Raw genomic sequence first — 26,502 nt, forward strand, 5'->3', positions numbered from 1 at the left:
ATGACCGCCAAGCAAGACACCATCATCGGCAACGCCCGGCTGGTCCTCGCCGATCGCGTGATCGAGCAGGGCTGGGTCGCGATCGCTGATGGCAGGATCGCGGAATTCGGCGAGGGCAGGGCGCCCGAGGCCGCCGAGGATGCCGGCGGCGACCTCCTGATGCCCGGGCTGATCGAGCTGCACACCGACCATCTCGAGATGCACTATGTGCCGCGGCCGAAAGTGTTCTGGAATCCGGTCGCGGCCGTGATCTCCTATGACGGTCAGCTCGCGACCTCAGGCATCACCACGGTGCTGGATTCGCTCCGGGTCTGGCGCGAGGACGGCGCCGAGGATGTCGACGGGCGCGCCGGCGTGCTGGCGGCGGCGATCTCGGCGGCGCGCGAGGAGAATCTACTGCGCGCCGATCACTTCCTGCATCTGCGCTGCGAGGTCCCGATGCCGGACGTGGTCGCCGAGGCCAAGGAACTGATCGACCGGCCGGATGTGCGGCTGATGTCGCTGATGGACCACACGCCGGGTCAGCGCCAGTTCCGCGACGAGGTCAAGCTGCGCGACTACTATCGCGGCAAGGGCGGCGGCATGACCGACGCCCAGCTCGACGTGCTGTTCGCGCGGCGCTTCGCCTATCAGAAGGAATATGCGGTGGCGAACACCCGCGCGATCGTCGCGCTGGCGCATGAATACCGGATCCCGCTGGCGAGCCATGACGACACCACCGACGAGAACGTGGTCGACGCCGTCAACGACAAGGTCGCGGTGGCGGAGTTCCCGACCACGATGGAAGCCGCGCGGGGCTTGCACGCCGCCGGCATCGACATCCTGATGGGCGCGCCGAACGTGGTGCGCGGCGGCTCGCACTCCGGCAACATCGCAGCCGTCGATCTCGCCAATGAGGGCATGCTCGATATCCTGTCGTCAGACTACATCCCGTCCAGCCTTTTGATGGCGGCGCTGCAATTGCCGCGGCACGTGCCGGCGATCGATCTCGCTTCGGCCGTGCGCACCGTGACCAAGACGCCGGCCGAAGCGGTCGGGCTCAACGACCGCGGCGAGATCGCGCTCGGCCGCCGCGCCGACCTGATCCGCGTGCACGTCGCGCGCGATCTGCCAGTCGTGCGCAGCGTCTGGCGCGAAGGAGGGAGGGTCGCATGACCGATGCATCCGTCGTCGCCGATCGGCGCGCCGGAATCGGTCCCGGCCGGCTGATCCTGGTGGTCGGTCCGAGCGGCGCCGGCAAGGATACGCTGCTGGGGTTCGCCAAGGCGGCCTGTGGCGATGATCGCGATGTCGTGTTTCCCCGTCGGCTGATCACCCGCAAGGCCTCGGCGTCGGAGGACAATGAGGAGGTCAGCGCGGAAAGCTTCCAGCGCGCGGTAACCGCCGGCGACTACGCCATGCACTGGGAAGCGCACGGCCATCGCTACGCGCTGTCGCGGTCGATCAACGACGATTTAGGCGCCGGACGCACCGTGATCGCGAACGTCTCGCGCACCGTGATCGCCGCGGCGCGCCGCAACTATGCCAATGCTGTCGTGGTGCTGGTCACGGCGCCGCCGGATGTGCTGGCCGCGCGGCTCGCAATGCGGGCGCGCAGCAGCGACGGCCTTCTCGAGCAGCGGCTGGCCCGCACCGTCGACGAGAGCACGTCGACGCCCGATTTCACCATCGTCAATTCCGGCACCGCCGACTATCATGCGCGACAGCTTGTCCGCATCATCAAGGGCGAACGCTGGGACGACTAGAGCGTTTTCGAGCGAAATGGATACCGGTTCGCGTCAAGAAAATGCGTCGAAAGGCAGCAAAGGGAGAAGAGCACGAATGTCGGTGATCGAAACGGTCGAGCAGCTCGAGGCGATCTACGGCTTCCCGAATGACGCGTCGACCGTGAAGGTCGCCGACCACGTGACGCCGCTCTATCGTGTGCTCATCGAGAAGTCGCCGTTCGTGTCGCTTGCCACCGCAGGCCCCGAAGGGCTCGATTGCTCGCCGCGCGGCGATCTGCCGGGCTTCGTGCGCATCCATGATGCGAAGACGCTGATGATGCCGGATCGCCGCGGCAACAATCGCTGTGATTCGCTGCGCAACATCGTTCGCGATCCCCGCGTCGGCTTGCTGTTCCTGATTCCCGGCTCGGGCAGCACGCTGCGCGTCAACGGCCGCGCCTATGTCACGGCCGAACCGGAGCTGCTCGCCTCCTTCATGATGGAAGGCAAGGCACCGCGCACGGTGATCGTGATGCATGTGGAGGAGATCTATTTCCAGTGCGCGCGCGCGATCGTGCGCTCCGATCTCTGGAATCCGGACAGGCGGGTCGATCCGAAGGTCTTGCCGACGCCGGGCCAGATTCTTGCCGAGATGAGCGAGCACACGGTCGGCGGCGAAAAATACGATCGGGAATGGCCGGAGCGCGCGCGGCAGACGATGTGGTGACGGGCCCGGACGGCTGGGAAGCATGATCCGGAAAAGTGCGAAGCGGCTTTCCGAAAGATCATGCTCAAACAAAAGTGCCATAGCGCGCTGGCGATTGAACCCATCGCGCTTTAGGCCTCGGCGCGGTCTTCCCAGTCCTCCCAGGTCACGTCAGCATTGATCTCGAGGTAGCGCGCAACGGCAACGCCGATGGTCGGGAAGAAATTGTTCTCGCCAAGCTGCGCCAGCAGGCCGAATTTCTTCAGCTTGTCCTTGACGGGGTCCTTGAGCTCGGCAAAGCACAGCTCGATCTTCTGTGCGTGCAATGCCTCGTCGAGCTCGGCGAGAATGTCGCCGGCGGTCACATCCACGCTGGTGACCGGCTCGGCCGTGACCACCAGCCAGCGCACCGCCGTCGGGGATTTTGCCACCGCATCCAGCGCGCGTTCCTTGAAGAACTCGGCATTGGCAAAGAACAGCGGCGCATCCCACCGGAACAGCACCAGCCCGGGGATCTGGCGCGCATCAGGGTATCGCGTGATGTCGTGATAGCCCTTCACGCCGGAGGCGCGGCCCAGCACGGCGGAATGCGGCCGCCAGCCGTCCCACAGGAATTCGACGATCGCGAGCACGATGGCGAGGCCTATTCCCGGAATCACGCCGAGCACGGCTACGCCGACGAAGCAGACCATCGATAGCCAGAACTCCCACTGCTGAATGCGGTAGATTCGCCTGAGGTCGCTGATCTCAAACAGGCCGAGCGCAGCGGCGATGACGACGGCGGCCAATGCTGCGTTGGGCAAGTGCTGCAGCAAATTCGGCGCTATCAGCAGCAGGAAGGCGATGGCCAGCGCGCCGATGACGCTGGTCAATTGCGTGCGCGCTCCGGCAGCTTCCGCAACGGGCGTGCGCGATCCGCTGCTGCTGATCGGAAAACCCTGAAAGAAGCCAGCCGCCAGATTCGCCGCGCCGAGTCCCACCATCTCCTGATTGGGATCAACGCGATCGCCCAATCGTCCCGCATAGGCGCGCGACAGCACGCTGGTATCGGCGAACGACACCAGCGCGACGGCGCTGCCGCCGATCAGCACCTGCACGACGTCGCCATAGCCGATCCTGGGAATGGCGAATCCCGGCAAGCCCTGGGGAAGCGAACCCAGGACGGTCACGCCGAAGCGGGCCCCGAGATCGAAAACCCCGGTGACGACCGTCGCCGCGACGACGGCAATCAGAATGCCGGGCAACCGCTTGTTCCGGGCGAGCAGCAGGATCACCGCCAGCGTCGCAAGGCCGATCCCGAGGGTCGCCCAATTCGTCTTTCCGTCGACGATTGCTCCGACGACCGCCCAGAGACTGCGCAGAGGTCCATCGCCTTCAATGGAAAAGCCGAACAGCTTTGGCAGCTGGCTGATCAGCACGGTCAGGGCTATTCCGTTCATGTAGCCGTAGCGGATCGGCTTGGAGAGAAGCTCGGTCAGGAATCCGAGCCGCGCGATACCCGCGACGATGCATATCGTCCCGGAGACGACCGCCATCATGGCGGCCAGGGTTGCCGCACGCATCGGATCGCCGCCAGACAGCGGTACGACGACGCCGAGGATGATGGCCGCAAGCGCCGAGTCCGGTCCAAGGACAAGGATGCGGCTCGGCCCGAACAGCGCGTAGACCAGCAGCGGGATGATCGTCGCATAGAGCCCGTAGATGCCGGGCAGGCCGGACGCTTCCGCATAGGCGATGCCGACCGGGACCAGCATGGTCGCGAGCACAAGCCCGGCGACGATGTCGTGTGGAAGCCACGCCGCTTGATATCGACGCAGCGTGGTGAGACCTGGCAGCCAGCCGGTCCAATGCTTCATCGCCGGTCACTCCCAACGTCGTTGGGGCAGCAGGCGCTTGACGTGAACCGCTCTACCCCTTCAACCGCTCTACCCCTTCGCCTGCTCATCAAACGCCTTCAGCGATACCGCTGCAATCTCGCGCAGCGCGTTGCGGTCGGCGCCCGAGGAAGCCATCACGCACATGCCTGATGTCACCGCGGAGAGATAGCGGGCAAGGGTGGCCGGATCGGCGCTTTCGCCCAGGTCGCGTTCGGCCTTCGCACGGACAAAACGCTCGTGCAACTGGTCCTCGGTTCGGGTGCGGCGCGCTGCCAGTTCAAATGGAACATTCTCCGAGCCGGTGCCGCAGGCAAGGCCGCCCTGGACCAGCAGGCAGCCGGGCGGGTTGGCGGGATCGGTCTGGGCGTCCGCGTGCTCCATCAGAAATCGTTCGGCCACCTCTCGGGCGGTGGAGGCGCCCAAAACCTTTTCCATCCAGGCGTCGCGCTTCTCGGTGTAGCGGTCGAGCGCGGCCTTCAGCAGGCCCTCCTTGCTGCCAAACGCGGCGTAGAGGCTGGGCGGATTGATATGCATTGCCTCGGTGAGCTGCGCGATCGTCGCGCCCTCGTAACCATGGCGCCAGAACACATCCATGGCCTGGTCCAAAGCGGCGTCCGCGTCGAAAGCGCGGGGGCGTCCCATTCCCATTTTTCATTGCTCCGTAAGCCGGGTGCCGTTTCTATGACGGATTGTCCCTGGCTTATCCTCTTGTTGCACGTGATGTTTTTCCGCGACTTCCCATTGCCCCATGAATGAGATAAGAAATTCATAGTGCTCGATACATAAGTATCTTGCGAACCGGCGTCCAGCTCCACATCTGTAGCGAACACTACAGATATCTGGAGCGCGTTAATGCCTTCGTCAATCCAAAATCCCCGTTCCGGCCGCTTCCGACGTGTCGTCGGCGGTATCGTGATCCTTGGCGGCCTCGCGGTGGCCGGTTCGATCGCGACCGGCCACTATTTTCATGCCGCACAGGCGACCGCGACTGCCGCGGCTCCCGAGCCGGCGGTCCCGGTCACCGTCGCCGTGATCCAACCGCGGTCGACCACGCTGTTCGATGACTTCTCGGGCCGGCTCGAAGCCGTCGACCGTGTCCAGCTCCGGCCGCGGGTGGCCGGTGCGATCCTTTCGACCAACTTCACTGAGGGCGCGCTGGTGAAGTCCGGCGACATCCTGTTCAAGATCGACCCCGCGCCCTACGCGGCCGAGGTCGATCGCGCCCAGGCACAGCTCGAGGCCGCCAAGGCCCGCGTCGTGTTCACCACGAGCGAAGTCGAGCGCGGCGCGCAGCTGGTCGGCAACAACATCGTGACCAAGCGCGATTTCGACCAGCGCGACAACGCCAATCGCGAGGCAATCGCCAACGTCAAGGCCGCTGAGGCCGCGCTGCAGACGGCCAAACTCAATCTCGACTACACCGAGGTGCGGGCGCCGGTCGACGGCCGGGTCGGCAGGATCGAGGTCACCGTCGGCAATCTCGTCGCCGCCGGCACCTCGTCGCCGGTCCTGACCTCGCTGGTCTCGGTCAATCCGATCTATGCGAGCTTTGATGCCGACGAGGAGGTCGTGCTGCGCGCGCTGAACTCGATCGCGGACGCCTCCGGCAAGCGAGGCAATCTCGACCAGATTCCGGTCGACATGGTGACGTCGGGCGGCCTCGGCGCCAAGGGGCACATCCAGCTGATCGACAACCAGGTCAACGGGCAGAGCGGCACCATCCGCGTCCGCGCCGTGTTCAAGAACGATGACGGCCGGCTGATCCCGGGGCAATTCGCCCGCGTGCGCATGGGCCAGCCCAAGCAGCAGACGCTGGTGCTGATCGACGAGCGCGCCGTCGGCACCGACCAGGACAAGAAGTTCGTCATGTTGGTCGGCGACGACAGCCGCGCCGTCTATCGCTCCGTCACGCTCGGTGGCTCGGTCGACGGCCTGCGGATCGTCACCGCCGGCCTGAAATCCGGCGACCGCATCGTCGTCAACGGCTTGCAGCGCGTGCGTCCGGGTGCGCTTCTGAAGATGGAAGTCGCCGAAATGGGCGCGCGCAGCATGCAGCAGGCATCCACTGAAACCAACCAGCACGTCGTGCAGCGCTAGGCGCTGCGCGCGGGGGCGGAGCCATGAATCTCTCAAAATTCTTTATCGACCGGCCGATCTTCGCCGGCGTGCTTTCGATCCTGATCTTCCTGGCCGGCCTGATCTCGCTGCTGGCGATGCCGATCTCGGAATATCCCGATGTGGTGCCGCCGTCAGTCGTGGTGCGCGCAACCTATCCCGGCGCCAATCCGAAGGTGATCGCCGAGACCGTCGCAACGCCGATCGAGGAGCAGATCAACGGCGTCGAGGGCATGCTCTATATGTCGAGCCAGGCCACCACCGACGGCGCGATGACGCTGACGGTGACGTTCCGGCTCGGCACCGACCCCGACAAGGCGACGCAATTGGTGCAGAACCGCGTGCAGCAGGCCGAGCCGCGCCTGCCGGCTGTGGTGCGCCAGCTCGGCATCATCACCAAGAAGAGCTCGCCCGACCTCACCATGGTCGTGCATCTGCTGTCGCCGAACAACCGCTACGACATGACGTATCTGCGCAACTACGCCGTGCTCAACGTCAAGGACCGGCTGGCGCGGATCGACGGCGTCGGCGACGTCCAGCTCTATGGCGCCGGCGACTATTCGATGCGGGTCTGGGTCGACCCGCAGAAGGCCGCCGAGCATGCGCTGACCGCAAGCGACGTGGTGCGCGCGATCCAGGCGCAGAACGTCGAGGCCGCCGCCGGCGTGGTCGGCTCCTCGCCCAGCGTCAAGGGCCTCGACCTGCAGCTCTCCGTCAATGCCGAGGGACGGCTATCGACCGAAGAGCAGTTCGGCGACATCGTGGTCAAGACAGGTTCGGCCGGCGAGGTGGTGCGGCTGCGCGACGTCGCGCGGATCGAGCTCGGCGCCTCCGAATACGGCCTGCGTTCGCTGCTCGACAACAAGCAGGCGGTCGCGATCCCGATCTTCCAGGCGCCGGGTTCGAACGCGCTGGAGATCTCCGACCATGTCCGCGCCACGATGGCCGAGATCAAGAAGAACATGCCGGAAGGCGTGTCGTACCAGATCGTCTACGATCCGACGCAGTTCGTGCGTTCCTCGATCGAGGCCGTGATCCACACGCTGCTCGAGGCGATCGCGCTCGTCGTGCTGGTCGTGATCCTGTTCCTGCAGACCTGGCGCGCCTCGATCATTCCCTTGATCGCGGTTCCGGTGTCGATCGTCGGCACCTTCGCGGTGATGCATGTGTTCGGCTTCTCGATCAACGCGCTCAGCCTGTTCGGCCTGGTGCTGGCGATCGGCATCGTGGTCGATGACGCCATCGTCGTGGTCGAGAACGTCGAGCGCAACATCGAGTCCGGCTTGTCGCCGCGCGACGCCACCAACCAGGCGATGCGCGAAGTGTCCGGCCCGATCATTGCGATCGCGCTGGTGCTGATCGCGGTGTTCGTGCCGCTCGCCTTCATCTCTGGTCTCACCGGACAGTTCTACAAGCAGTTCGCACTGACGATCGCGATCTCGACCGTGATCTCGGCTGTGAACTCGCTGACGCTGTCGCCGGCGCTGTCGGCGCTGCTGCTGAAGGGCCATCACGAGCCGAAGGACTGGCTGACCCGGATCATGGAGAAGTCGCTGGGCTGGTTCTTCCGCGGCTTCAACAAGGTCTTCACCAAGTCCTCCGAGAACTACGGCCGCACCGTCACCAAGGTGATCTACGGCAAGGCGGTGGTGATCGGCCTCTATGTGCTGCTGATCGGCTTGACCGGCGTGCTGTTCAAGCAGGTGCCATCAGGCTTCGTGCCGGGCCAGGACAAGCAGTATCTGGTCGGCTTTGCCCGGCTGCCCGACGGCGCGACGCTCGATCGCACCGAGGAAGTGATCCGCAAGATGAGCGACATCGCGCTGACCCAGCCGGGTGTCGAGAGCTCGGTGGCGTTCCCTGGTCTGTCGATTTCCGGCTTCACCAACTCCTCCAATGCCGGCATCGTGTTCTCGACCCTGAAGCCGTTCGACGAGCGCAAGGATCCGTCGCTCAGCGGTCCGGCGATCGCGATGGCGCTGAACAAGAAATATGCCGGCATCCAGGATGCCTTCATCGCCATGTTCCCGCCGCCGCCGGTCAACGGCCTCGGTACCATCGGCGGCTTTAAGCTGCAGATCGAGGACCGCGCCGGCCTCGGCTATGAGGCGCTGAACGACGCGACCAAGGCGTTCATGGCGGCGATGCAGAAGGCGCCGGAGATCGCCGGCGTGTTCTCGAGCTTCCAGGTCAACGTGCCGCAGCTGTTCGCCGATATCGACCGTACCAAGGCGTTGCAGCTCGGCGTGCCGGTCACGGAAGTCTTCAATACGCTGCAAATCTATCTCGGCTCCTACTACGTCAACGACTTCAACAAATTCGGCCGCACCTATTCGGTCTATGTGCAGGCGGACGCGCCGTTTCGCGCGCGTGCCGACGACATCAGGCAGCTGAAGGTGCGCTCGTCGTCGGGCGACATGGTGCCGCTGTCGGCGCTGTTGAAGGTCCGCCAGAGCGCTGGGCCGGAACGTGCGATCCGCTACAACGGCTTCCTGTCGTCCGACATCAATGCCGCTGCTGCACCCGGCTATTCCTCCGGCCAGGCGCAGGAGGCGGCGACGCGGATCGCCGCCGAAACGCTGCCGCCCGGATTCGCCTTCGAATGGACCGATCTGACCTATCAGGAGTTCATCGCCGGCAATTCCGGAATCTGGGTGTTTCCGCTGGCGATCCTCTTGGTGTTCCTGGTGCTGGCCGCGCTCTATGAGAGCCTGGCGCTGCCGCTCTCGATCATCATGATCGTGCCGATGGGGCTGTTGGCGGCGATGTTCGGCGTCTGGCTGTCGAAGGGCGACAACAATGTCTTCACCCAGATCGGCCTGATCGTGCTGGTCGGATTGTCAGCCAAGAACGCCATCCTGATCGTCGAATTCGCGCGCGAGCTCGAATTCGCCGGGCGGTCACCGATCCGTGCCGCGATCGAGGCGAGCCGGCTGCGGTTGCGGCCGATCCTGATGACCTCGATGGCGTTCATCATGGGCGTGCTGCCGCTGGTGCTGTCGACCGGCGCGGGCTCGGAGATGCGGCGCGCGATGGGCGTCGCGGTGTTCTCCGGCATGATCGGCGTCACCGTGTTCGGCCTGTTCCTGACGCCGGTGTTCTACGTGCTGCTGCGCAGCCTCACCGGGATGAAGCCGCTGACGCAGCACGGCGAGACGACTATCCCTGGAAAAGCACACGCGGCATGATGCCGCGTGTACAGAACGTTTTCGAGCGAAGTGGATACCGGTTCGCGTGAAGAAAACGCGGCAAAACAAAAAAACGAGAGCTTCGGCTTTGATTCAATCAAAACTGAAGCTCTCGTTCGTGTCATTTTCGGCGAGGTCAGGCTGCGATATCGAGCAGCAGCAATGACGAACCGCGGACCAGCACCTTCCGGCCCGCGGGCGTCAGCTCAAACGAGTCTCCTCGCACCGCAACATAGCCGAGCGTGACCAGGCTCTCGACGGCAAAGCGGTTCAGCCGTGAAGGGTTTGCTGCGGGAGCCCGCAACGCTTTCAGCGCATCCCACTGATCGGGTCTGAGTTCGAATTCTTCGCTCATCGGTCCAGGCACTCCAGAAGTTCTTGGCGAGCGAGATACAGAGCGCAGATGAATTTCGTGCGACCACAACGAGTCAGGATTTCGATTTATGTGGACGCGTCGTCACATCGCCGTGTCATTGGAATACTTCAATTTTTTCGAATCGTTGCGGCGCAATAACGCGTGATTTCGTCACAGTGATTAATCCCAAATTGTCACACAGGTTAATCGTCTCGATTAACCGCGCCGCACACTTGCGCCCCCATCGACCGGCAACGTGACGCCGGTCACGAAATCCGCTTCATCGGACGCGAGAAACAGCGCGGCATTGGCGACGTCCCAGCCGGTGCCCATCTTGTGACGCAGCGGCACCTTGCTGTCGCGTTCGGCCTCGACTTCGGCGCGGCTCTTCTTGAATTCGCGGGCGCGCGTGTCGACCGCCATCGGCGTGTTCATCAATCCCGGCAGGATCACGTTTGCGCGAATGCCATATTGCGCATTCTGGTAGGCGAGCTGTTCGGTGAAGGCGATCATCGCCGACTTGGTCGCCTTGTAGGCGACGTAGGGATAGGTCGTGATCGCGGCCATCGACGAGATGTTGATGATCGAGCCACGCTGCTGCGTGCGCATGATCGGAATCACATGCTTGGCGGCGAGGATGCAGCTCTTCAGATTGATCGCCACGCAGCGATCGAACGCCTCTTCTGATATGTCGAGCAGTTCGGCATCGCCGCCGGAGAGGCTGACGCCGACATTGTTGTGCAGGATGTCGACGCTGCCCCAGCGGCCATGTGCATCAGCCACCATCGCCTTGATGTCGGCGTTCTTGGTGACGTCGGCCTTGAAGGCGACTGAAGTGCCGCCCTTGGCCGCGATCAGGTCGACGGTCTCCTGCGCCGATGCCAGATTGTGATCGACGCACAGCACCCTGGCGCCTTCGCGCGCGAAGGTCAGCGCGGTGGCGCGGCCGTTGCCGATCCCCTCGCCGGGGCTTTGGCCGGCACCCACGACGATGGCGACGCGATCTTGCAGGCGCATGTCACTTCACTCCCTGTAGCGGGTACTGCTGCAGTACCTCCTTGTAGTAAGGCTCGTTGTCGATCTGCATGGTGGCGAGCACCCGCACCACGGCGCAGTAGAATGCGATCGTCAGCACGAGGTCGGTCATGTGCTCGTCGGACAGCTCGCGCTTGATCTCGGCGAAGGTCGCCTCCGACATCGCGAGCTCGCGCACCATCTCGCGGGCGCCCTTCAGGATCGCTTTCGCCAGCGGCTCGAGCTTCGACGGCTGGCCTTTGGTCTCCGCGATCAGGCCCTGGATATCCTCGTCGGTGACGCCGAACTCCTTGCCGATCTTCACATGGTGGGTGAATTCGTATTCCGACTGCTCGAGCCAGCCGACCTGCAGGATCGCGAGTTCGCGCAGCCTGGGATCGAGCTTGCTCTTGAAGCGGATATAGCCGCCGACGCCGTTGAAGGCGCGCGCCATGTCCGGCGAGTTCACCAGCAGCTTGTGCAGATTGGTATTGCGCTTGAGCATGTCGCGATATTCGGGGGCGACCTGATCGGCTTCGAGATAGGGCAGGCGGGCCATTATTGTTGTCCTTTTTCGGCGGCTTGCGGGAGAGACGGCTGTTGTTTCAGCCGTAGAGGGCTTTGTGCTCGCTTTCGTAGTTGGCGTAGGAATCCTTCATGCTGGCGCCGTTGAGCAGCATCGTTGCGACCACCGCGTTGTCGGCATCGAACACGGTCGAGCGCACCCACATGCTCTCGGTGCGCTTGCTGCCGGAAAGCGCCACGACCTCGCGCTCGACCCAATAGGTCTCGCCGGGGAAGAGCGGCCCGCGCAAAAGACGGATCTCCTGGTCGGCGAACAGCCCGACCGCGGGGCCGCGGACCGGCAGCCGGTCCTCGCGCGCGCGGTACTGGAACAGCACGCTCAGCATCTCCATCGGGATGATGGCGCGGCCCCAGGGATTGTGCTCCAGCGAATAATAATCCGAAGGCTCGGTGATCACCCTGAGCTTGTCGGCGAGCGAAAACGGATAGAGATCGCCCATGTTCTGGTCGAAATCCATCTTGATCGCCTGCCGCGGCGTCTTCATGCCGACCTTGATATCGGCGAGGATCACGGGATCGGTCAGTGGCTTCAATTCGCCGAGCCGGTGACTGAGCGCCGTCTCGCTGCCGTCGCCGTCGATCGAGGCGGTGCCGCGCAGGATCTCGGTGCCGTCACGCTTGATCATCCCGATCGTGCAAACGGTCTGGCCGGGCTTCGGCTTCTCGATCTGGGCCTGCACCTCTTCGCCTTCGAACACCGGGCTGCGGTAATGCGCCGAGAGGCATCCGGTCATGAACCAGGCCCGGCCCCAGATCCGCTCGCACAGCGGCGCGAACTGGCTGAAATGGGTCGGCCCCTCGATCGTGCCGCCGCGGAAGCCGAGCTTCTGCGCGGTTGCATCGTCGTGAATCGAGGCGTGGGAATCGTAGGTCTGGGCTTGCAGCATCTGCTTCGGGCTGCGCCAGGGACCCACCAGCAGATCGCCGTTCTCCACGATTTCCGTCGTGAACGCGGATTCGACTGTAATCATCCTTGGTCTCCCTTGCGCGCCACCGTTTCAAAGATGCCGGGGTTCGGCAAGGCCTTGCAGAGCAGCAAGGCCTCGCAGAGCGACAAGGCCTCGCATGCGCAACATGAGATATGTGCTGCGGCCATGGAACGGGGCTGTTCATGCATAACAAAATCAGTGCATGCTGATGCATGATCATTTCGGAAGATAATCAGACCGGTTCGGACCGGCGTGGCTGACTGACGGGGAAACTGATGGCGTTGATGGAAGTTGGACTGGACGACAAGTACCGGTTGGATACGAAACGAATCTTCCTCTCCGGTACCCAGGCGCTGGTCCGATTGCCCATGTTGCAGCGCGAACGTGACCGCGCGAACGGGCTGAACACCGCCGGTTTCATCTCCGGTTACCGCGGCTCGCCGCTCGGCATGTACGACCACGCGCTGTGGCGGGCGAAATCCTTCCTCAGGGAACATGACATCGCCTTCGTCCCCGGCCTCAACGAGGATCTGGCGGCGACCGCGGTGTGGGGCAGCCAGCAGGTCGGCATGTTCCCCGGCGCCAAGGTCGATGGCGTGTTCGGCATCTGGTACGGCAAGGGCCCCGGCGTCGACCGCTCGCTCGATGCGCTCAAGCACGCCAATTCCGCCGGCACCTCGCCGAACGGCGGCGTGATCGCGCTGGCCGGCGACGACCATGGCTGCCAGTCCTCCACCTTGGCGCATCAGAGCGAGCAGGTGTTCGCCTCGGCGCTGATGCCGGTGGTCAATCCGGCGACGCTGCAGGATTATCTCGACCTCGGCATCCTCGGCTTCGCGCTGTCGCGCTATTCCGGCTGCTGGGTCGGCTTCAAGGCGATCTCGGAGACGGTGGAAAGCTCGGCCTCGATCGTCAGCGATCCCGATCGCATCAAGATCATCATCCCCGACGATTTCGAGATGCCGCCGGACGGGCTCTCGATCCGCTGGCCGGATCCGCCGCTCGAAGCCGAGCGCAGGCTGCACGGGCCCAAGATGGAGGCGGTCGCGGCCTTCGCCCGCGTCAACCGCTTCGACCGCATCGTGCTGGATTCCAAGCCGGCGCGGCTCGGCATCATGGCGACCGGCAAGGCCTATCTCGATCTGCGTCAGGCGCTCGCCGATCTCGGCATCACCGATGCCGATGCGCAGGCGCTCGGGCTGCGCATCTACAAGGTGGCGCTGACCTGGCCGCTCGAAGCGCGCGGCGCGCGCGCCTTCGCTGAGGGCCTGCAGGATGTGCTGGTCGTCGAGGAGAAGCGCGGCTTCATCGAGGACCAGCTGGTCCGCATCCTCTACAACATGGACGCCTCCAAGCGTCCCTCGGTGGTCGGCAAGCGCGACGAGAGCGGGGCGCCTCTGCTGCCGAGCGAGGGCGAGCTGACGCCGACCATGGTCGCCGCCGCCGTGGTGGCGCGGCTGCGCAAGCTTGGTCACCGCAGCCCGCTGCTGGAGCAGCGTTTGGCAAAACTCGAGGCGTTCGATCGCCCGGCCGAGGGCACGGGCACCGCGAAGCTGCAGCGCACGCCGTATTTCTGCTCCGGCTGCCCGCACAACTCGTCGACCAAGATTCCCGAGGGCAGCCGCGCCATGGCCGGCATCGGCTGCCACGGCATGGCGCTGTCGGTGCCGAACCGCAACACCCAGACCATCTCGCATATGGGCGCGGAGGGCGTGAGCTGGATCGGGCAGGCGCCGTTCACCAGCGAACAGCATGTGTTCCAGAATCTCGGCGACGGCACCTACACCCATTCCGGCTTGCTGGCGCTGCGCGCGGCGGCCGCGGCCGGCGTCAACATCACCTACAAGATCCTCTACAATGATGCGGTGGCGATGACCGGCGGGCAGCCGGCCGAGGGCGGCTTCACGGTGTCGCAGATCGCGCATCAGGTCGCGGCTGAAGGCACCAGGAAGCTTGCGATCGTCTCCGACGATCCGGACAAATATCCCGCCAATTATTTCCCGTCCGGCGCCACCATCCACCATCGCCGCGAGCTCGATGCCGTGCAGCGCACCCTGCGCGAGGTCGAGGGCCTCACCGTCCTGATCTACGACCAGACCTGCGCCGCCGAGAAGCGCCGCCGCCGCAAGCGCGGGCTGTTCCCCGATCCCGCCAAGCGCGTCTTCATCAACGAGCGCGTCTGCGAGGGTTGCGGCGACTGCTCGGTGGCGTCGAACTGCGTCTCGGTGCAGCCGCTGGAGACCGAGCTCGGCCGCAAGCGCCGCATCGACCAGTCGAACTGCAACAAGGATTTCTCCTGCATCGAGGGCTTCTGCCCGAGCTTTGTGATGGTGCAGGAGCCCAAGCTGCGCAAGGCGGACCGCGCCGCCGCCGATCCCAAGGCGTTGTTCGCCGATTTGCCGACGCCGCCTGCGGCCGCGTTGAGCAATCCCTACAACATCCTGATCACCGGCATCGGCGGCACCGGCGTCATTACCATCGGCGCGCTGCTCGGTATGGCTGCGCATGTCGAGGGGCTCGCCTGCTCGACGCTCGACTTTACCGGCCTGTCGCAGAAGAACGGCGCGGTCATGAGCCATGTCCGGCTCGCGCCCGCCTCCGACATGCTGACCACGGTTCGCATCGCGCCGGGCAACGCCAACCTGATCCTCGGCTGCGACCTGGTCGTCGCCACCAGCGTGCCGGCCCTGAGCCGCGCCGAGCGCGGCGTTACCCGCGCCGTGGTCAACGCCGATCTCTTGCCGACCGCGAGCTTCGTGATCGATCCCGATATCGACTTCGAAGCCAGCTCGATGCGCGATGCGCTGAACGGCGCCGTGACGCCAGGCGATCTCGACATCCTCGATGCTACCGGGCTTGCCACGGCGCTGATGGGCGACAGCATCGCCACCAACGCCTTCATGCTCGGCTTCGCGTTTCAGCGCGGCGCGATCCCGCTGTCGCTGGAAGCGATCCTGAAGGCGATCGAGCTCAACGGCGCCGCCATCGAGATGAACAAGACTGCGTTCTCATGGGGCCGGCTCGCCGCGCACGATTTGCAACGCGTAGTCAGCGCCGCGCGCTTCAAGAGCGCCGGTGCCGCGCCGGCCAAGAAGACGCTCGATGAGGAGATCGCGTTCCGCGCCAAATTCCTCACCGACTATCAGGATGCGGCTTACGCCAAGCGTTATCTCGACGATGTCGCGCGCGTCCGCACCGCCGAGGCGGCGGCCGCGCCGGGCTCGCAGGACCTGACCGAAGCCTTCGCAAAGGGCCTGTTCAAGCTGATGGCCTACAAGGACGAATACGAGGTCGCGCGGCTCTATTCCGACGGCGAGTTCAGCAAGGCCTTGAGGGAGCAGTTCGAAGGCAATTCCGGCTTGAAGGTCTTGCTGGCGCCGCCGCTGCTGGCCCAGCGTGATCCCGTCACCGGGCGGCTGCAGAAGCGCGAATTCGGTCCGTGGATTTTCACCGCGTTCGGCATGCTCGCAAAGCTGAAGGGCCTGCGCGGCACCGCCTTCGACATCTTCGGCTATACCGCCGAGCGCAAGATGGAGCGCGCATTGCCGGTCGAGTATTCGACAATGATCCTGCGTCATCTCGACGGTAAGAAGCCGCTCGACTTGCCGCGCCTCGTGGCGCTGGCGAAGGCGGCGGACCTCGTGCGTGGTTATGGCCACATCAAGGAGGGCAACGTCGCCCGCTACCGCACCGAATGCGCGCGGCTGGAGCGCGCGATCAGCCAGCCGCTGGCGCAGGCGGCTGAATAGGGGCCGGGGAACTTTCCGCGGCCGCCCTGGTGACCGGTAACTCTGCCCGCAACCAGCGGCTGGATTCGCGCGGCCGAGCCCCTACATGATGGCTGTCTGTTCGAGTGATTTCAGGAGGCCGTTGATGGTCCTGAAAAACGCTTTTGTTGCAATCGTTTGCACCGCGTGCCTGACTTGGGGTGGCGTGGCGTTGGCCGACGAGTACGGCCCCAGCGAATTCTTCAGCCTCGATCTCTCCAAGGCGGTGCTGTCGCCGAAGCGGCTTGGCCCGCCGACGCAGTTCGAGCCCGTTCCGGTCGAGGCGAAGACCGACCATGGCCCCGATCAGCATGCAAATGTCGAGCCGCAGGTCGAGGAGCCGAAAGTCGCGCCGAAGAAAGCCGTGCGGACCACCAGGGTGACCGCACCGCACGAGAAGAAGCGCGCGGAAGTGCGCGTGCCCGCCCGCGCCAAGCTCGCGCGCCGCCACTCGAACCCGCTCGATGCGGAGGCCCGCGACACACGGATCCAGACCTGGCCGTGCCGCACCGGCGGCATTTGCAACTGGCATCGGTGAGGCGGCGCTCTCGCGCAGATCCACGTGCGCATCCACAAGAATGTTAAGCCCGTCATCCTTCGAGGCTCGCTCCGCTCGCGCTTCAGGATGACGGGTTTAGATCGAATGCTCGGCGTGCTGCGTTTCCAATCGACGTAACCGAGTCATCCCGCCGTCGCAAAACCGTCGGCAGAGAGTCAAGAAACCGTAAGGCCGGAGTCAAGGAGCGCAGGCAAAACCTTCGTTGCGATTCGACGAAGGTTATTCGATGCCGACAGCGATCTCCGCGGGGCGGCGAGGCCAGCTTCTGGTGCGCTCGGCGTCGACCGCCGCGCTGGCGGGATTCGGAGCGCTGGCCAAACCATATCTGAGCCGCGCCGCGGATCGGCCGGCGATCGCGGGCATCCAGTCCGGCGACGTCGCAAGCGATTCCGCTGTCATCTGGGCCCGCGCCGATCGCGCGGCGCGGATGCACGTCGAATGCGCCGCGGTCGAAAGCTTCGCCAGCATCCTGCGCGCCGCGTCCGCCGATGCGGTGCCCGAGCGCGACTTCACCGCCAAGTTGCTGCTCGACGGCCTGCCGCCGGGCCAGGACCTGTTCTATCGCGTGCGCTTCGAGGACCGCGACGGCACATCAGGCGAAAGCCGGGTCGGCCATTTCCGAACCGCGCCGGCCGACCGGCGTCCCGTCTCGTTCGTCTGGTCCGGCGACGTCGTCGGGCAGGGCTGGGGCATCGACCCCGCGCGCGGCGGCCTGCGCAGCTACCGCACCATGCTGAACGAGCGCCCGGACTTCTTCATCCATTCCGGCGATCACATCTACGCCGATTGCACGGTGCCGTCGGAGCAGAAACTCCCCAACGGTGAGATCTGGCGCAACATCGTCACCGAGGAGAAATCCGCCGTCGCGCAAAGCCTCGATCAGTTTCGCGGCAACTACAAATACAACTGGCTCGACGACAATTTTCGCACCTTCCACGCCGAGGTGCCGATGTTCGCGCAGTGGGACGACCACGAGGTGGCCGACGACTGGTCGCCGCTCGGCACCACCGATGCGACCGGCTATGAGGCTGACGGCAGCTCGCGCCTGGTGGCGCGGGCACGCCGCGCCTTCCACGAATTCATGCCGATGCGGCTGATGCCGGAGCGCGATGGCCGGGTCTACCGCAAGATTCCCTACGGGCCGCTGCTCGACGTCTTCATCATCGACATGCGCTCCTACCGCGATTCCAGCTGGAACCAGCAGGGCGATCCGGACCAGGCCCGCATCCTCGGCCAGAGCCAGCTTGCCTGGCTGAAGCGGGAGCTGGTGGCGTCGGATGCTGTCTGGAAGGTGATCGCCGCGGATCTGCCGATCGGTCTCGTCAGCCTCGATGCGGTCGCGCTCGGCGACGGTCCGCCCGCGCGGCGCGAGCACGAGATCGCCGATCTGTTGTCCTTCATGAAGCGCGCCGGGGTCCGCAACACGGTGTGGCTCACCGCCGACATGCACTACACCGCCGCGCATCATTATGATCCGAACCGCGCGGTGTTCCAGGAGTTCGAGCCGTTCTGGGAGTTCGTCTCCGGTCCGCTGCATGCCGGCACCTGGTCGCCGGGTGAGCTCGACAACACCTTTGGCCCGAAGGCGATGTACCAGAAGGGCTGCTCGACCGAGCAGGGCGACAATCTCGCGCCGTGCTTCGGGCTGCAATTCTTCGGCCGCGTCGACATCGACGGCAAGACCGGCGTGATGACGGTGACGCTGAAGGACGTCGACAACCACGACCTCTGGTCGGTCGATATCGAGCCGCGGCCGGACGCGCGGCCCGGCCAGATCATGGCGCAGCACATCTAGCGCCCTCTCTGATCCCGTCGCGACATCTTGATTGCCGGCGTCTTGCCCGAGGGGCCGGTTTGCGGGCAGACTGCGTGTCGGCAGTCCTGCCAATTTCATTCCCACGAAACGATTTGCTGGCGTGACGTCGTCGATGGCATCGGCGTCCCACGCGTCAGGAGCCATCCATGGAAAATCTGCAGACACAGGGCATCAGCCTGCCGCAGCTCGGGCTCGGCACCTTCCGCATGCAGGGCGATACCTGCCGCGCGGCGGTCGAGAGCGCGCTTGGGCTCGGCTATCGGCATATCGACACCGCCGAGATGTACGGCAATGAAGAGGCGATCGGGGCGGCGATCGCGGCCTCGAATGTCGCGCGCAAGGACCTGCACGTGACCACCAAGGTCTGGCACGAGAACCTGGCGCCGGATGCGATCCGAACAGCGTTCGACGCCAGCCTGAAGAAGCTGCGGCTCGATCACGTCGATCTCTATCTGGTGCACTGGCCGTCGCGGAGCATGAAGCTGCCTGCCGTCTTCGAGACGCTGATGAAGCTGAAGGAGGAAGGCCGCACCCGCGCGATCGGCGTCGCCAATTTCACCACCGCGTTGCTCAAGACCGTGGTCGAGGACATCAAGGCGCCGATCGCCTGCAACCAGATCGAATATCACGCGATGCTGGACCAGGCGCCGGTGCGCAAATATCTCGCCGCGAAATCGATCCCGCTGGTGGCCTATTGTCCACTCGCCCAGGGCCGCTTCGCCACCGACGAGACGCTGGCGAAAATCGGCAGCAAGCACGATGCGACCGCGGCGCAGGTGGCGCTGAAATGGCTGCTCGATCAGGATGGCGTGGCGGCTATTCCGAAAGCCTCGCGCGCCGAAAGCCAAAAGGCCAACCTCGACGCACTGAAGGTCAAGCTCGACGACGAGGACCGCAAGGCGATTGCGGCGCTGCGCAAGGACATGCGCTGCGTCAATCCGGGGTTTGCGCCGGCGTGGGATTGAGGCCGCTGGCCCTGAGGAAGCAGAAAGAAAAAATGGCTCCGTGAGGAGCCATTTTCCGTTGTCTCGGTCTTTAGTAGTGATGACGCTTGATGATCACCGTCCGGTCATGGCCGTGATGCCAGCCGTGATGCCAACCGCGATGCCAGCCACGGTCATGGCGCATTTCGGCGCGTGCGCCCCAGCCGCGGTCCCAGTGATGATGATCGCCATGTCTGATCACGACCGTCTCGGCGCTCGCGATCGACGGGACGGCCACCGCAAGCGCACCAACCGCCGCGAGAACAAAGCCAATCTTTTTCATCTCATCCTCCTCAAATAAGCGAAGAGAAAACCGTACGGAGATTGAAACGTTCCGCAGGAACCAGAGGAGTTTTCTGAACGCTTGTTCAGCAACTGCCTCGAACGCTGCTGCCGTCGCGTGTTGGTACGCACAACCGATGAGCGAGCGCACGGGCTGCTTTCCCGGCCTTGCCTAACCGCTGCGTCCGACGCATCATCGCGCCATAAAAATCAATGTTCGGGGGGACGTTGCCGTGAGCGAATTTTCACGCCGGGATTTTTTGAAAGTGACGGGATCGGCCGCTGCCGCAGCCATCGCGAGGCCAGCCGCTGCGACGATGGGGCCGGACGACAAGTTCGACCTCGTGATCAAGAACGGCGATGTCATCGATCCCAGCCAGTCGCTGCGCGGCAAGCGCGACATCGGCATCCGCTGGGGCATCGTTGAGGCGATCGAAGACGAAATCCCGGCCGCTCGCGCCGCCAGGACTATCGACGCCTCGGGCAAGCTCGTGATGCCCGGCCTGGTCGATCTGCACTGCCACGTCTACCCGTACGGATCGGCGATCGGCATTCCCGCCGACGAGCTGGTGCAATTCCAGGGCACCACGACGGTGGTCTCGGCGGGCGACGCCGGCGTCAACAACCTCGCGGCGCTGCGGCGCTTCATCGTGGCGCAATCGCGGGCCAGGATCTACGCCTTCGTCCACATCGCCAACAACGGCCTGTCGGCATTCCCGGTGGCCGAGCTCTACAACATCGACAACGCCCAGGTCGAAGCCTGCGCGATGGCGCTGGCCGAGAACCCCGACTTCCTGATCGGGGTCAAGGTGCGGATGTCGGAAAACGTCATCTTCAAGCACGGCCTCGAGCCGCTGAAGCGCGGCATTCAGGCCTGCGAGATGTGCGGTTGGCCGGCGCGGATGATGGTGCATATCGGCGGCGTCGAGACCAGGGAGCTGATGTCCGACATCCTCAATCTGCTGCGGCCGGGCGATATCCTGACCCATGCCTATTCCGGTGCGCCGAACATGTCGGGCGCTTTCACCAATATCGTGCAGGAGGGCAAGCTGTTGCCGGCGGCGCTCGCGGCCAAGCAGCGCGGTGTGCTGTTCGATGTCGGCCATGGCGGCGGCAGCTTCGATTTCACGGTGGCCGAGATCGCGATCCCCGCCGGCTGCACGCCCGATACGATCTCCTCCGACATCCACGTCTTCTCGGGCAACTCGCCCGGCATCCCGTTCCTGCCGAACGTGATGAGCAAGTTCCTCGCGATGGGCTCGTCGCTGGATCAGGTGGTGGCGATGGCGACCTCGGTGCCAGCGCGGATCATCAACCGGACCCCGAAGGTCGGCACGCTGCAGCGTGGCGCGCCCGGCGACGTCGCGATCATGGATCTCGTCGAAGGCCCGGTGTCCTTCGTCGACACCCGCAACAACAAACGCGACGGCAATCTGCTGCTGAAGCCGGTGCAGACCGTGGTCAACGGCGTGCCGTTCGGCCGGCCCTATCAGGCGCCATTTTCGGTGAGGTGAGGGCAGGTGGAGAGATGGATTGCTTCGCTTCGTCCGCAACGACGACGCAACCAGCCGTCATTGCGAGGAGCGTAGCGACGAAGCAATCCATCTTGCCGCTTGGACCACCTATTCGAAGTCGTTAGCCGCGCTTCTCCACATTGCTGCTGCGCGCCGGCACCCCGAACTCCTTGCGGCACACCTCGGCCAGCACGGCAACGCCCTCGCGGATCTGCTCGTGCGAGGGGCTGGCGAAGCAGAGGCGGAGCCGGCTGCCGGAATGGGCCTTGCTGGTCGACCATTCCGGTCCCGGATTGATCGAGACGCCGGCGGCAAGCGCCGCCTGATAAAGCTTCAACGTGTCGACATTGTCGGGCAGCTTGACCCAGAGGAAGATGCCGCCCTTGGGCGCCTCGAACTCGGCCGCGGTGCCGAACTGCTCGTTCAACGCCTCCATCAGCGTATCGAGCTTGGCGCGCAGGCCCTTGGTCAGGCGCGGCACGTGGGTCGAAAAATGCGGCGCGCAATATTCCGCGAGCACCATCTGCTCCAGTGCGCCGGAGCCGGCGTCGGTCTTCAGCGGCAGCATTCGCGACATGATCTCCCAGGGCGCGACGATGAAGCCGACGCGCAGCGCAGGCGCGATCGACTTCGAGAACGAGCCGATATGGATCACGCCGCCATGCTTGCTCATGGCATAGATCGCGGGCGGCCGTTCGCCGCTCCAGATCAAATCGGCATAGCAATCGTCCTCGAAGATCGGCACGCCGTATTCCCTTGACAGCTTCAGCATCTCGGCGCGGCGGCTCTCGGGAAGGATCGAGCCGGTCGGGTTCTGCACCGTCGGGATGGTGTAGATGTATTTCGGCGTGATGCCGCGCCGCTTGTGATCGGCGAGTGCTGCAGCCAGCGCGTCGATCCTGATGCCTTCGCCATCGAGGGGAATGCCGACCGCATTGACGCCAAGCCGTGTCAGCCGGTTCAGTGAGCCCTGATAGGTTTCCTGTTCGATCAGCACGGTATCGCCCTTGGCGAGCAAGGTGTGATTGACCAGATCGAGCGCCTGCAGCGAGCCGGAGACGATCATGATCTCGTCCGGCGTGCAGGCAATCCCGGCGTCGCGCTTCAGCTTCTCGGTCAGGAACTGGCGCAGCGGCAGATAGCCCTGCGGCCCGTGCGCGAGGTTGTAGGTCGCGAGATTCCTGCCCTCGCGCGTCAACACGGCGTTGACCGCCTCCAGCAGCCCGTCGACCGGGACCTGGTCGGGATCGTTGTTGCCGCCGACGAAGCTGTATCTGGCGAGCCCGGTCCAGCGTGCGGCCGGGGCAGGCAGGCCGGCCGGGAGCAGCGGTGCAAAGTCGAACTGGGCTGAGGTGGACATGGACGTTTCGCTCCGTGTTGTTATCGTTGAGAAGGCCGCGGCGAGCGGCCTTCCATGAGGTTAGTTCTTGCCGACCGGCCGCATCGGCCGGCCCTGGCTGATGAAGGCGTAGTGCCCTGCGCCGACACTGCCGACCATCAGGGCCTCGACCGCCGGTTCCGCGATCTCGCCGGCGGCCGCCCAATCGACCACGAAATTCGCGCCGGTGCCGCCGCGGGTATCGGTCGTGGCGATCGCGACCTCGACGGTCGCAAACGGTTTTAGCGCGACCGGCGATTTGAGGTAGCTCTCCACCATCTTGCCTGATGTGTCGAAATAGGCGATCCGCTTCAGCACCAGCGGCTTCGTCTCGGAAGCGTTGTGCACGCTGAGCGTCACCGAAAAATCGGCCCTGAGCTTGCCCTGGCTCATCGACACGCTGGAATACACCGGCACGTAGAATGCACCGGAGGCGGTGAGGCCCTCCGATGGCACCGCCGTCAACGAGTTCGCGAAATTTTGTTCAATACCTGCCGAGGATTGTGCTAGCGCCTCTGACATGCGCACGGTGAGCAGGCAGAGCAAAACTGCGAGAAAAATGCCGCCTGCGCGGATGTGACACATTGCTCGGTTGATCCTCACGCCCGGCCCTCTAGGTTGCGGCAACAGGAAGTCTTTGACGCATGCATGAACTGATTCCCGATATCACGCTCTGTATCCTGTTTGCCTGGGGGATTGGGCTGCTGGCCCATTTCTCCCGACAACCGCTGATACTGGCCTACCTTATCGCCGGCTTTTTCATTGGTCCATTCGGCATGGGCTGGGTCAAGTCCCAGGAATCGATCAGCGTCATCTCCGAGCTCGGCCTGATCTTCATGCTGTTCATGATCGGGCTGGAAATCGACCTCAAGAAGATCATCCGTGCCGGCAAGGTCATCCTGTTCGCCGGAGCCGGCGAGCTGATCGGCGGCTGCCTGATCGGCGTGGCGTTCTTTGCGGCTATCGGGCTTGCGGTCGGCGGCGGCAAGTTCGACGCGATCTATCTCTGCGTCGCCTGCGCGCTGTCCTCGACCGTGATCATCGTCAAGGTGCTCTACGAGAAGCGCGAACTGGACACGCTGCCGGGCCGCATCACGCTCGGCGTGCTGGTGCTGCAGGACATCTTCGCGATCCTGTTCCTGGCGGTGCAGCCGAGCCTCGACAATCTGCAGATCAGCGTCGTGCTGCTGTCGATCGCCCGCGTCGCGGTGCTGGTCGCGACCGCGCTGGTGCTGAGCCGCTACGTGCTGCCGCGGCTGTTCCACCAGATCGCGCGGCGGCCCGAACTCGTGCTGCTCGGCGCGCTCGCCTGGTGCTTCCTGATCGGCGAGATCGCCGAGCGGCTGCATCTGTCGCGCGAGATGGGCTCGCTGGTCGCCGGCGTCTCGATCTCGACCTTTCCCTATGCGCTCGACGTCACCGCCAAGGTCACGACGTTGCGGGATTTCTTCATCACGCTGTTCTTTGTCGCGCTCGGCATGACGATCCCGATTCCGGGCCTCTCGGTGATCTGGCTTGCGCTCGTCATCGCGGCCTTCACGGTGGCGAGCCGCCTGATCACGACGTTCACGCCGCTCTATCTGATGAAGCAGGGCCTGCGCGCCAGCCTGCTGCCGGCGATCAACCTGGCGCAGATCTCGGAGTTCTCGCTGGTGGTGATCCAGACCGGCGTCGCCGCCAACCACATCGGAACCGAAACCGCGAGTGCGGCCTCGTTCGCCTTCGTCGTGCTGGCGGTGCTCTCGACCTTCGCGATGGGGCGCAGCGACCAGATCGTGCGCGGCCTGATCGGTCCGTTGAAGCGGATCGGGCTGCGCGACCTCGACCAGGAAGGCCAGGGCCGCGGCGAGGCCGGGCACGAGGGCGGACATGGCGAGATCCGGCGCATCGTCATCCTCGGCTTTTTCCGCGCGGCGAGCGCGCTGATCAGCCAGATCGAGCGGCAGAACCAGTCGCTGCTCGAGCAGATCAGCGTGATCGATTTCAACCCGCTGGTGTTCCGCACGCTGTCCGACCGCGGCATGCATGTGATCTATGGCGACATCAGCAATGTCGACACCCTGGTTCATGCCGGCATCGGCAACGCCGAGATCATCATCCTGAGCGTGCCGGATTTCCTGCTGGTAGGCGCCGACAACGAGAAGCTGGTGCGCCACGTCCGCGCCCTCAATCCGACCGCGCGGATCGTTGCCACCGCGGACCTGTTGACCGGCGTCGACGACCTCTACGGCGCCGGCGCCGACTACGTGACGGTGACCCGGCTCAGCGACGCCGGCGAGCTTTACTCCGTGATCGAGGCGGCCGACGCCGGTCTGCTCGACGACAAGCGCGCCGAGCTGGACGCCCAGCTCAGCGACCGGCGCGAGGTGCTGCCGTAGGCGAGCCGGTTTTGTAGCCCGGATGGAGCCAACGGGTCGCGCGAACGCACGCCCGATGACAGGCTCCGCGAAATCCGGGGATCGTGCACGCGGAAATGTCCCGGATTGCGCTTCGCTCCATCCGGGCTACGGAAACCGTAACCGCCCTGGTATCCCTGCCGGATGCATGGCGGGTTGCATAATGATACTGGCGCTGACATCGGAACCCGGCTAATCCACTGCCTGCATATAGCGAGATGTCAGGACAATGGCCGATACGATCCAGGAAGTGCTGCAAGCCTTTGCGAAGGGTGAACTCGTTGTCGTCACCGACGATGACGACCGGGAAGGCGAGGGCGATCTGATCGTCGCGGCGTCGCTCTGTACGGCGGAGAAGATGGCTTTCATCATCCGCCACACCTCCGGCATCGTCTGCGCGCCGATCACCACCGAGGACGCCCGCCGGCTGCGGCTCGACCCGATGGTGGCGCACAACGAGTCCAACCACACCACTGCCTTCACGGTCTCGATCGACTACAAGCCCGATGGCGGCACCGGCATCTCCGCCGAGGAGCGCGCCTCCTGCTGCCGCGCGCTCGCCAATCCCAATGCCGGCGCCAATGATTTCGCGCGCCCCGGTCACATCTTCCCGCTGATCGCGCGCGACGGCGGCGTGCTGCTGCGCTCCGGCCACACCGAGGCGGCGGTCGATCTGTGCCGGCTCTCCGGGCTGCCGCCGGTCGGCGTCATCAGCGAACTGATGAACGACGATGGAACCGTGATGAAGGGCGAGCAGGTCGCGAAATTCGCCGCCGCCCACAAGCTCAAGCATGTCACGATCGCGGACATGATCGCCTATCGCCAGGCGCGCGAGAAGCTGATCGAGCGGGTCGCGACCTTCACCACCGAAAGCCCGATCGGCCCGCTGCAGGGTTATGCCTATCGCTCGCCGTTCGACGAGATCATGCATGCCGCCTTCGTCTATAACGGCATCGGCGACGGCCGGGACGTGCTGACGCGGCTGCACAAGCCCAACATCGTGAAAGACCTGTTCACCGGGCCGGCGCGAATGGAAGCCGTGCTGCGGCACTTCAAGGATGCCGGCCGCGGCGTGCTGGTATATCTGCGCGATGGTGCCGCCGGTGTTCCGGTCGAGCCGGTTGGCGAGCAGAAGACGGCGGAGGCCGATCGTCACAGGCAATGGCGCGAGGTCGGCGTCGGCGCACAGATCCTGCGTGATCTCGGCGTCACCTCGATCCGGCACCTGACCTCGTCGGTGCATGACTACAAGGGATTGTCAGGTTTCGGCATCGAGATCGTGTCGAACGAGAAGCTGGAGACCTGACGTCAGTCATTCCGGGTTCGATGCTG

Annotated in this window: 21 protein-coding genes; 12 read left to right on the plus strand and 9 right to left on the minus strand. The window is 64.7% G+C overall.

Features of this window, described 5'->3' with window-relative positions; translation table 11 throughout:
- The 3 genes from QA639_RS12095 to QA639_RS12105 all read left to right on the plus strand — a co-directional run bounded on the left by QA639_RS12095 (position 1) and on the right by QA639_RS12105 (position 2,433).
- A complete protein-coding gene (locus QA639_RS12095; RefSeq protein ID WP_028334535.1) occupies positions 1 to 1,155 on the plus strand; it encodes an alpha-D-ribose 1-methylphosphonate 5-triphosphate diphosphatase in 1,155 nt (384 codons plus the stop codon).
- The gene (gene phnN, locus QA639_RS12100) at positions 1,152 to 1,745 is read left to right on the plus strand and encodes a phosphonate metabolism protein/1,5-bisphosphokinase (PRPP-forming) PhnN (RefSeq protein WP_028334534.1); all 594 of its coding nucleotides are present in this window, start codon (positions 1,152 to 1,154) and stop codon (positions 1,743 to 1,745) included. The genes QA639_RS12095 and phnN overlap by 4 nt, the downstream gene beginning before the upstream one ends.
- 76 nt (positions 1,746 to 1,821) lie before the next feature.
- Positions 1,822 to 2,433, plus strand: coding sequence for a pyridoxamine 5'-phosphate oxidase family protein (locus QA639_RS12105; RefSeq protein ID WP_028334533.1), 612 nt, complete (start codon positions 1,822 to 1,824; stop codon positions 2,431 to 2,433).
- 110 nt (positions 2,434 to 2,543) lie between these two features.
- Here QA639_RS12105 and QA639_RS12110 read toward each other — a convergent pair whose 3' ends face one another.
- Both QA639_RS12110 and QA639_RS12115 read right to left on the minus strand, forming a co-directional pair.
- Positions 2,544 to 4,268, minus strand: a complete 1,725-nt coding sequence (locus tag QA639_RS12110; protein WP_283089837.1) for a SulP family inorganic anion transporter — start codon at positions 4,266 to 4,268, stop codon at positions 2,544 to 2,546.
- Between the two features lie 69 nt (positions 4,269 to 4,337).
- Positions 4,338 to 4,937: a TetR/AcrR family transcriptional regulator gene (locus QA639_RS12115; protein ID WP_283089838.1), complete on the minus strand. Its 600-nt coding sequence runs from the start codon at positions 4,935 to 4,937 to the stop codon at positions 4,338 to 4,340.
- A gap of 204 nt (positions 4,938 to 5,141) precedes the next feature.
- On the opposite strand from QA639_RS12115, the gene QA639_RS12120 reads away from it, so the two are divergent.
- A complete protein-coding gene (locus QA639_RS12120) occupies positions 5,142 to 6,386 on the plus strand; it encodes an efflux RND transporter periplasmic adaptor subunit (RefSeq protein ID WP_028334530.1) in 1,245 nt (414 codons plus the stop codon).
- Between the two features lie 23 nt (positions 6,387 to 6,409).
- Positions 6,410 to 9,592 (plus strand): efflux RND transporter permease subunit, encoded by a 3,183-nt coding sequence (locus QA639_RS12125; RefSeq protein ID WP_028334529.1) that lies wholly within the window; start codon positions 6,410 to 6,412, stop codon positions 9,590 to 9,592.
- Between the two features lie 136 nt (positions 9,593 to 9,728).
- Here QA639_RS12125 and QA639_RS12130 read toward each other — a convergent pair whose 3' ends face one another.
- The 4 genes from QA639_RS12130 to QA639_RS12145 form a co-directional block, all read right to left on the minus strand.
- A complete protein-coding gene (locus QA639_RS12130) occupies positions 9,729 to 9,947 on the minus strand; it encodes a hypothetical protein (protein WP_016845043.1) in 219 nt (72 codons plus the stop codon).
- Between the two features lie 216 nt (positions 9,948 to 10,163).
- Entirely contained in the window at positions 10,164 to 10,964 is an 801-nt protein-coding gene (locus QA639_RS12135; RefSeq protein ID WP_028334527.1) for an SDR family NAD(P)-dependent oxidoreductase, read from the minus strand.
- 1 nt (position 10,965) lies between these two features.
- On the minus strand, positions 10,966 to 11,520 hold the full coding sequence (locus QA639_RS12140; RefSeq protein WP_050387849.1) for a carboxymuconolactone decarboxylase family protein: 555 nt from the start codon (positions 11,518 to 11,520) through the stop codon (positions 10,966 to 10,968).
- A gap of 46 nt (positions 11,521 to 11,566) precedes the next feature.
- Positions 11,567 to 12,517 (minus strand): hotdog family protein, encoded by a 951-nt coding sequence (locus QA639_RS12145; RefSeq protein ID WP_157345574.1) that lies wholly within the window; start codon positions 12,515 to 12,517, stop codon positions 11,567 to 11,569.
- Positions 12,518 to 12,750: 233 nt separating this feature from the next.
- On the opposite strand from QA639_RS12145, the gene QA639_RS12150 reads away from it, so the two are divergent.
- From QA639_RS12150 to QA639_RS12165, 4 genes are all read left to right on the plus strand, one after another.
- Positions 12,751 to 16,224, plus strand: a complete 3,474-nt coding sequence (locus QA639_RS12150) for an indolepyruvate ferredoxin oxidoreductase family protein (RefSeq protein WP_157345576.1) — start codon at positions 12,751 to 12,753, stop codon at positions 16,222 to 16,224.
- 124 nt (positions 16,225 to 16,348) lie between these two features.
- Positions 16,349 to 16,780 carry a hypothetical protein gene (locus QA639_RS12155; RefSeq protein WP_157345577.1) on the plus strand — a complete coding sequence of 144 codons (432 nt, stop codon included), beginning with the start codon at positions 16,349 to 16,351 and terminating at the stop codon, positions 16,778 to 16,780.
- Between the two features lie 247 nt (positions 16,781 to 17,027).
- Positions 17,028 to 18,596: an alkaline phosphatase D family protein gene (locus QA639_RS12160; RefSeq protein WP_283089839.1), complete on the plus strand. Its 1,569-nt coding sequence runs from the start codon at positions 17,028 to 17,030 to the stop codon at positions 18,594 to 18,596.
- Between the two features lie 167 nt (positions 18,597 to 18,763).
- Entirely contained in the window at positions 18,764 to 19,582 is an 819-nt protein-coding gene (locus tag QA639_RS12165; RefSeq protein ID WP_157345581.1) for an aldo/keto reductase, read from the plus strand.
- 70 nt (positions 19,583 to 19,652) lie between these two features.
- On the opposite strand, the gene QA639_RS12170 is transcribed toward QA639_RS12165, so the two are convergent.
- Positions 19,653 to 19,883, minus strand: coding sequence for a hypothetical protein (locus QA639_RS12170; protein ID WP_028352140.1), 231 nt, complete (start codon positions 19,881 to 19,883; stop codon positions 19,653 to 19,655).
- Between the two features lie 232 nt (positions 19,884 to 20,115).
- On the opposite strand from QA639_RS12170, the gene QA639_RS12175 reads away from it, so the two are divergent.
- On the plus strand, positions 20,116 to 21,396 hold the full coding sequence (locus QA639_RS12175; protein ID WP_283089840.1) for an amidohydrolase family protein: 1,281 nt from the start codon (positions 20,116 to 20,118) through the stop codon (positions 21,394 to 21,396).
- Between the two features lie 121 nt (positions 21,397 to 21,517).
- On the opposite strand, the gene QA639_RS12180 is transcribed toward QA639_RS12175, so the two are convergent.
- Positions 21,518 to 22,756, minus strand: a complete 1,239-nt coding sequence (locus QA639_RS12180; RefSeq protein WP_157345583.1) for an aminotransferase-like domain-containing protein — start codon at positions 22,754 to 22,756, stop codon at positions 21,518 to 21,520.
- 60 nt (positions 22,757 to 22,816) lie between these two features.
- Positions 22,817 to 23,359 (minus strand): DUF3124 domain-containing protein, encoded by a 543-nt coding sequence (locus tag QA639_RS12185; protein WP_028334518.1) that lies wholly within the window; start codon positions 23,357 to 23,359, stop codon positions 22,817 to 22,819.
- A 59-nt stretch (positions 23,360 to 23,418) separates the two neighbouring features.
- Between QA639_RS12185 and QA639_RS12190 the strand changes: the two genes are divergently transcribed.
- Both QA639_RS12190 and ribB read left to right on the plus strand, forming a co-directional pair.
- Positions 23,419 to 25,152 (plus strand): cation:proton antiporter, encoded by a 1,734-nt coding sequence (locus tag QA639_RS12190; RefSeq protein WP_028334517.1) that lies wholly within the window; start codon positions 23,419 to 23,421, stop codon positions 25,150 to 25,152.
- Between the two features lie 247 nt (positions 25,153 to 25,399).
- Positions 25,400 to 26,476, plus strand: coding sequence for a 3,4-dihydroxy-2-butanone-4-phosphate synthase (ribB, locus tag QA639_RS12195; protein ID WP_157345587.1), 1,077 nt, complete (start codon positions 25,400 to 25,402; stop codon positions 26,474 to 26,476).
- Positions 26,477 to 26,502: the final 26 nt, after the last annotated feature.

The sequence above is a fragment of the Bradyrhizobium pachyrhizi genome (assembly GCF_029714545.1).
Classification (GTDB): domain Bacteria; phylum Pseudomonadota; class Alphaproteobacteria; order Rhizobiales; family Xanthobacteraceae; genus Bradyrhizobium; species Bradyrhizobium pachyrhizi.

Excerpts from the sequence above, each read along its gene's own strand:
- QA639_RS12185 (WP_028334518.1), bottom strand. The coding sequence starts at position 23,359 with ATGTGTCACATCCGCGCAGGCGGCATTTTTCTCGCAGTTTTGCTCTGC.
- QA639_RS12180 (WP_157345583.1), bottom strand. The coding sequence starts at position 22,756 with ATGTCCACCTCAGCCCAGTTCGACTTTGCACCGCTGCTCCCGGCCGGC.
- QA639_RS12095 (WP_028334535.1), top strand. The coding sequence starts at position 1 with ATGACCGCCAAGCAAGACACCATCATCGGCAACGCCCGGCTGGTCCTC.
- QA639_RS12160 (WP_283089839.1), top strand. The coding sequence starts at position 17,028 with ATGCCGACAGCGATCTCCGCGGGGCGGCGAGGCCAGCTTCTGGTGCGC.
- QA639_RS12165 (WP_157345581.1), top strand. The coding sequence starts at position 18,764 with ATGGAAAATCTGCAGACACAGGGCATCAGCCTGCCGCAGCTCGGGCTC.
- QA639_RS12115 (WP_283089838.1), bottom strand. The coding sequence starts at position 4,937 with ATGGGAATGGGACGCCCCCGCGCTTTCGACGCGGACGCCGCTTTGGAC.
- QA639_RS12140 (WP_050387849.1), bottom strand. The coding sequence starts at position 11,520 with ATGGCCCGCCTGCCCTATCTCGAAGCCGATCAGGTCGCCCCCGAATAT.
- QA639_RS12190 (WP_028334517.1), top strand. The coding sequence starts at position 23,419 with ATGCATGAACTGATTCCCGATATCACGCTCTGTATCCTGTTTGCCTGG.
- QA639_RS12135 (WP_028334527.1), bottom strand. The coding sequence starts at position 10,964 with ATGCGCCTGCAAGATCGCGTCGCCATCGTCGTGGGTGCCGGCCAAAGC.
- ribB (WP_157345587.1), top strand. The coding sequence starts at position 25,400 with ATGGCCGATACGATCCAGGAAGTGCTGCAAGCCTTTGCGAAGGGTGAA.
- QA639_RS12170 (WP_028352140.1), bottom strand. The coding sequence starts at position 19,883 with ATGAAAAAGATTGGCTTTGTTCTCGCGGCGGTTGGTGCGCTTGCGGTG.
- QA639_RS12150 (WP_157345576.1), top strand. The coding sequence starts at position 12,751 with ATGGCGTTGATGGAAGTTGGACTGGACGACAAGTACCGGTTGGATACG.
- QA639_RS12120 (WP_028334530.1), top strand. The coding sequence starts at position 5,142 with ATGCCTTCGTCAATCCAAAATCCCCGTTCCGGCCGCTTCCGACGTGTC.
- QA639_RS12105 (WP_028334533.1), top strand. The coding sequence starts at position 1,822 with ATGTCGGTGATCGAAACGGTCGAGCAGCTCGAGGCGATCTACGGCTTC.
- QA639_RS12110 (WP_283089837.1), bottom strand. The coding sequence starts at position 4,268 with ATGAAGCATTGGACCGGCTGGCTGCCAGGTCTCACCACGCTGCGTCGA.
- QA639_RS12130 (WP_016845043.1), bottom strand. The coding sequence starts at position 9,947 with ATGAGCGAAGAATTCGAACTCAGACCCGATCAGTGGGATGCGCTGAAA.
- QA639_RS12155 (WP_157345577.1), top strand. The coding sequence starts at position 16,349 with ATGGTCCTGAAAAACGCTTTTGTTGCAATCGTTTGCACCGCGTGCCTG.
- phnN (WP_028334534.1), top strand. The coding sequence starts at position 1,152 with ATGACCGATGCATCCGTCGTCGCCGATCGGCGCGCCGGAATCGGTCCC.
- QA639_RS12125 (WP_028334529.1), top strand. The coding sequence starts at position 6,410 with ATGAATCTCTCAAAATTCTTTATCGACCGGCCGATCTTCGCCGGCGTG.
- QA639_RS12145 (WP_157345574.1), bottom strand. The coding sequence starts at position 12,517 with ATGATTACAGTCGAATCCGCGTTCACGACGGAAATCGTGGAGAACGGC.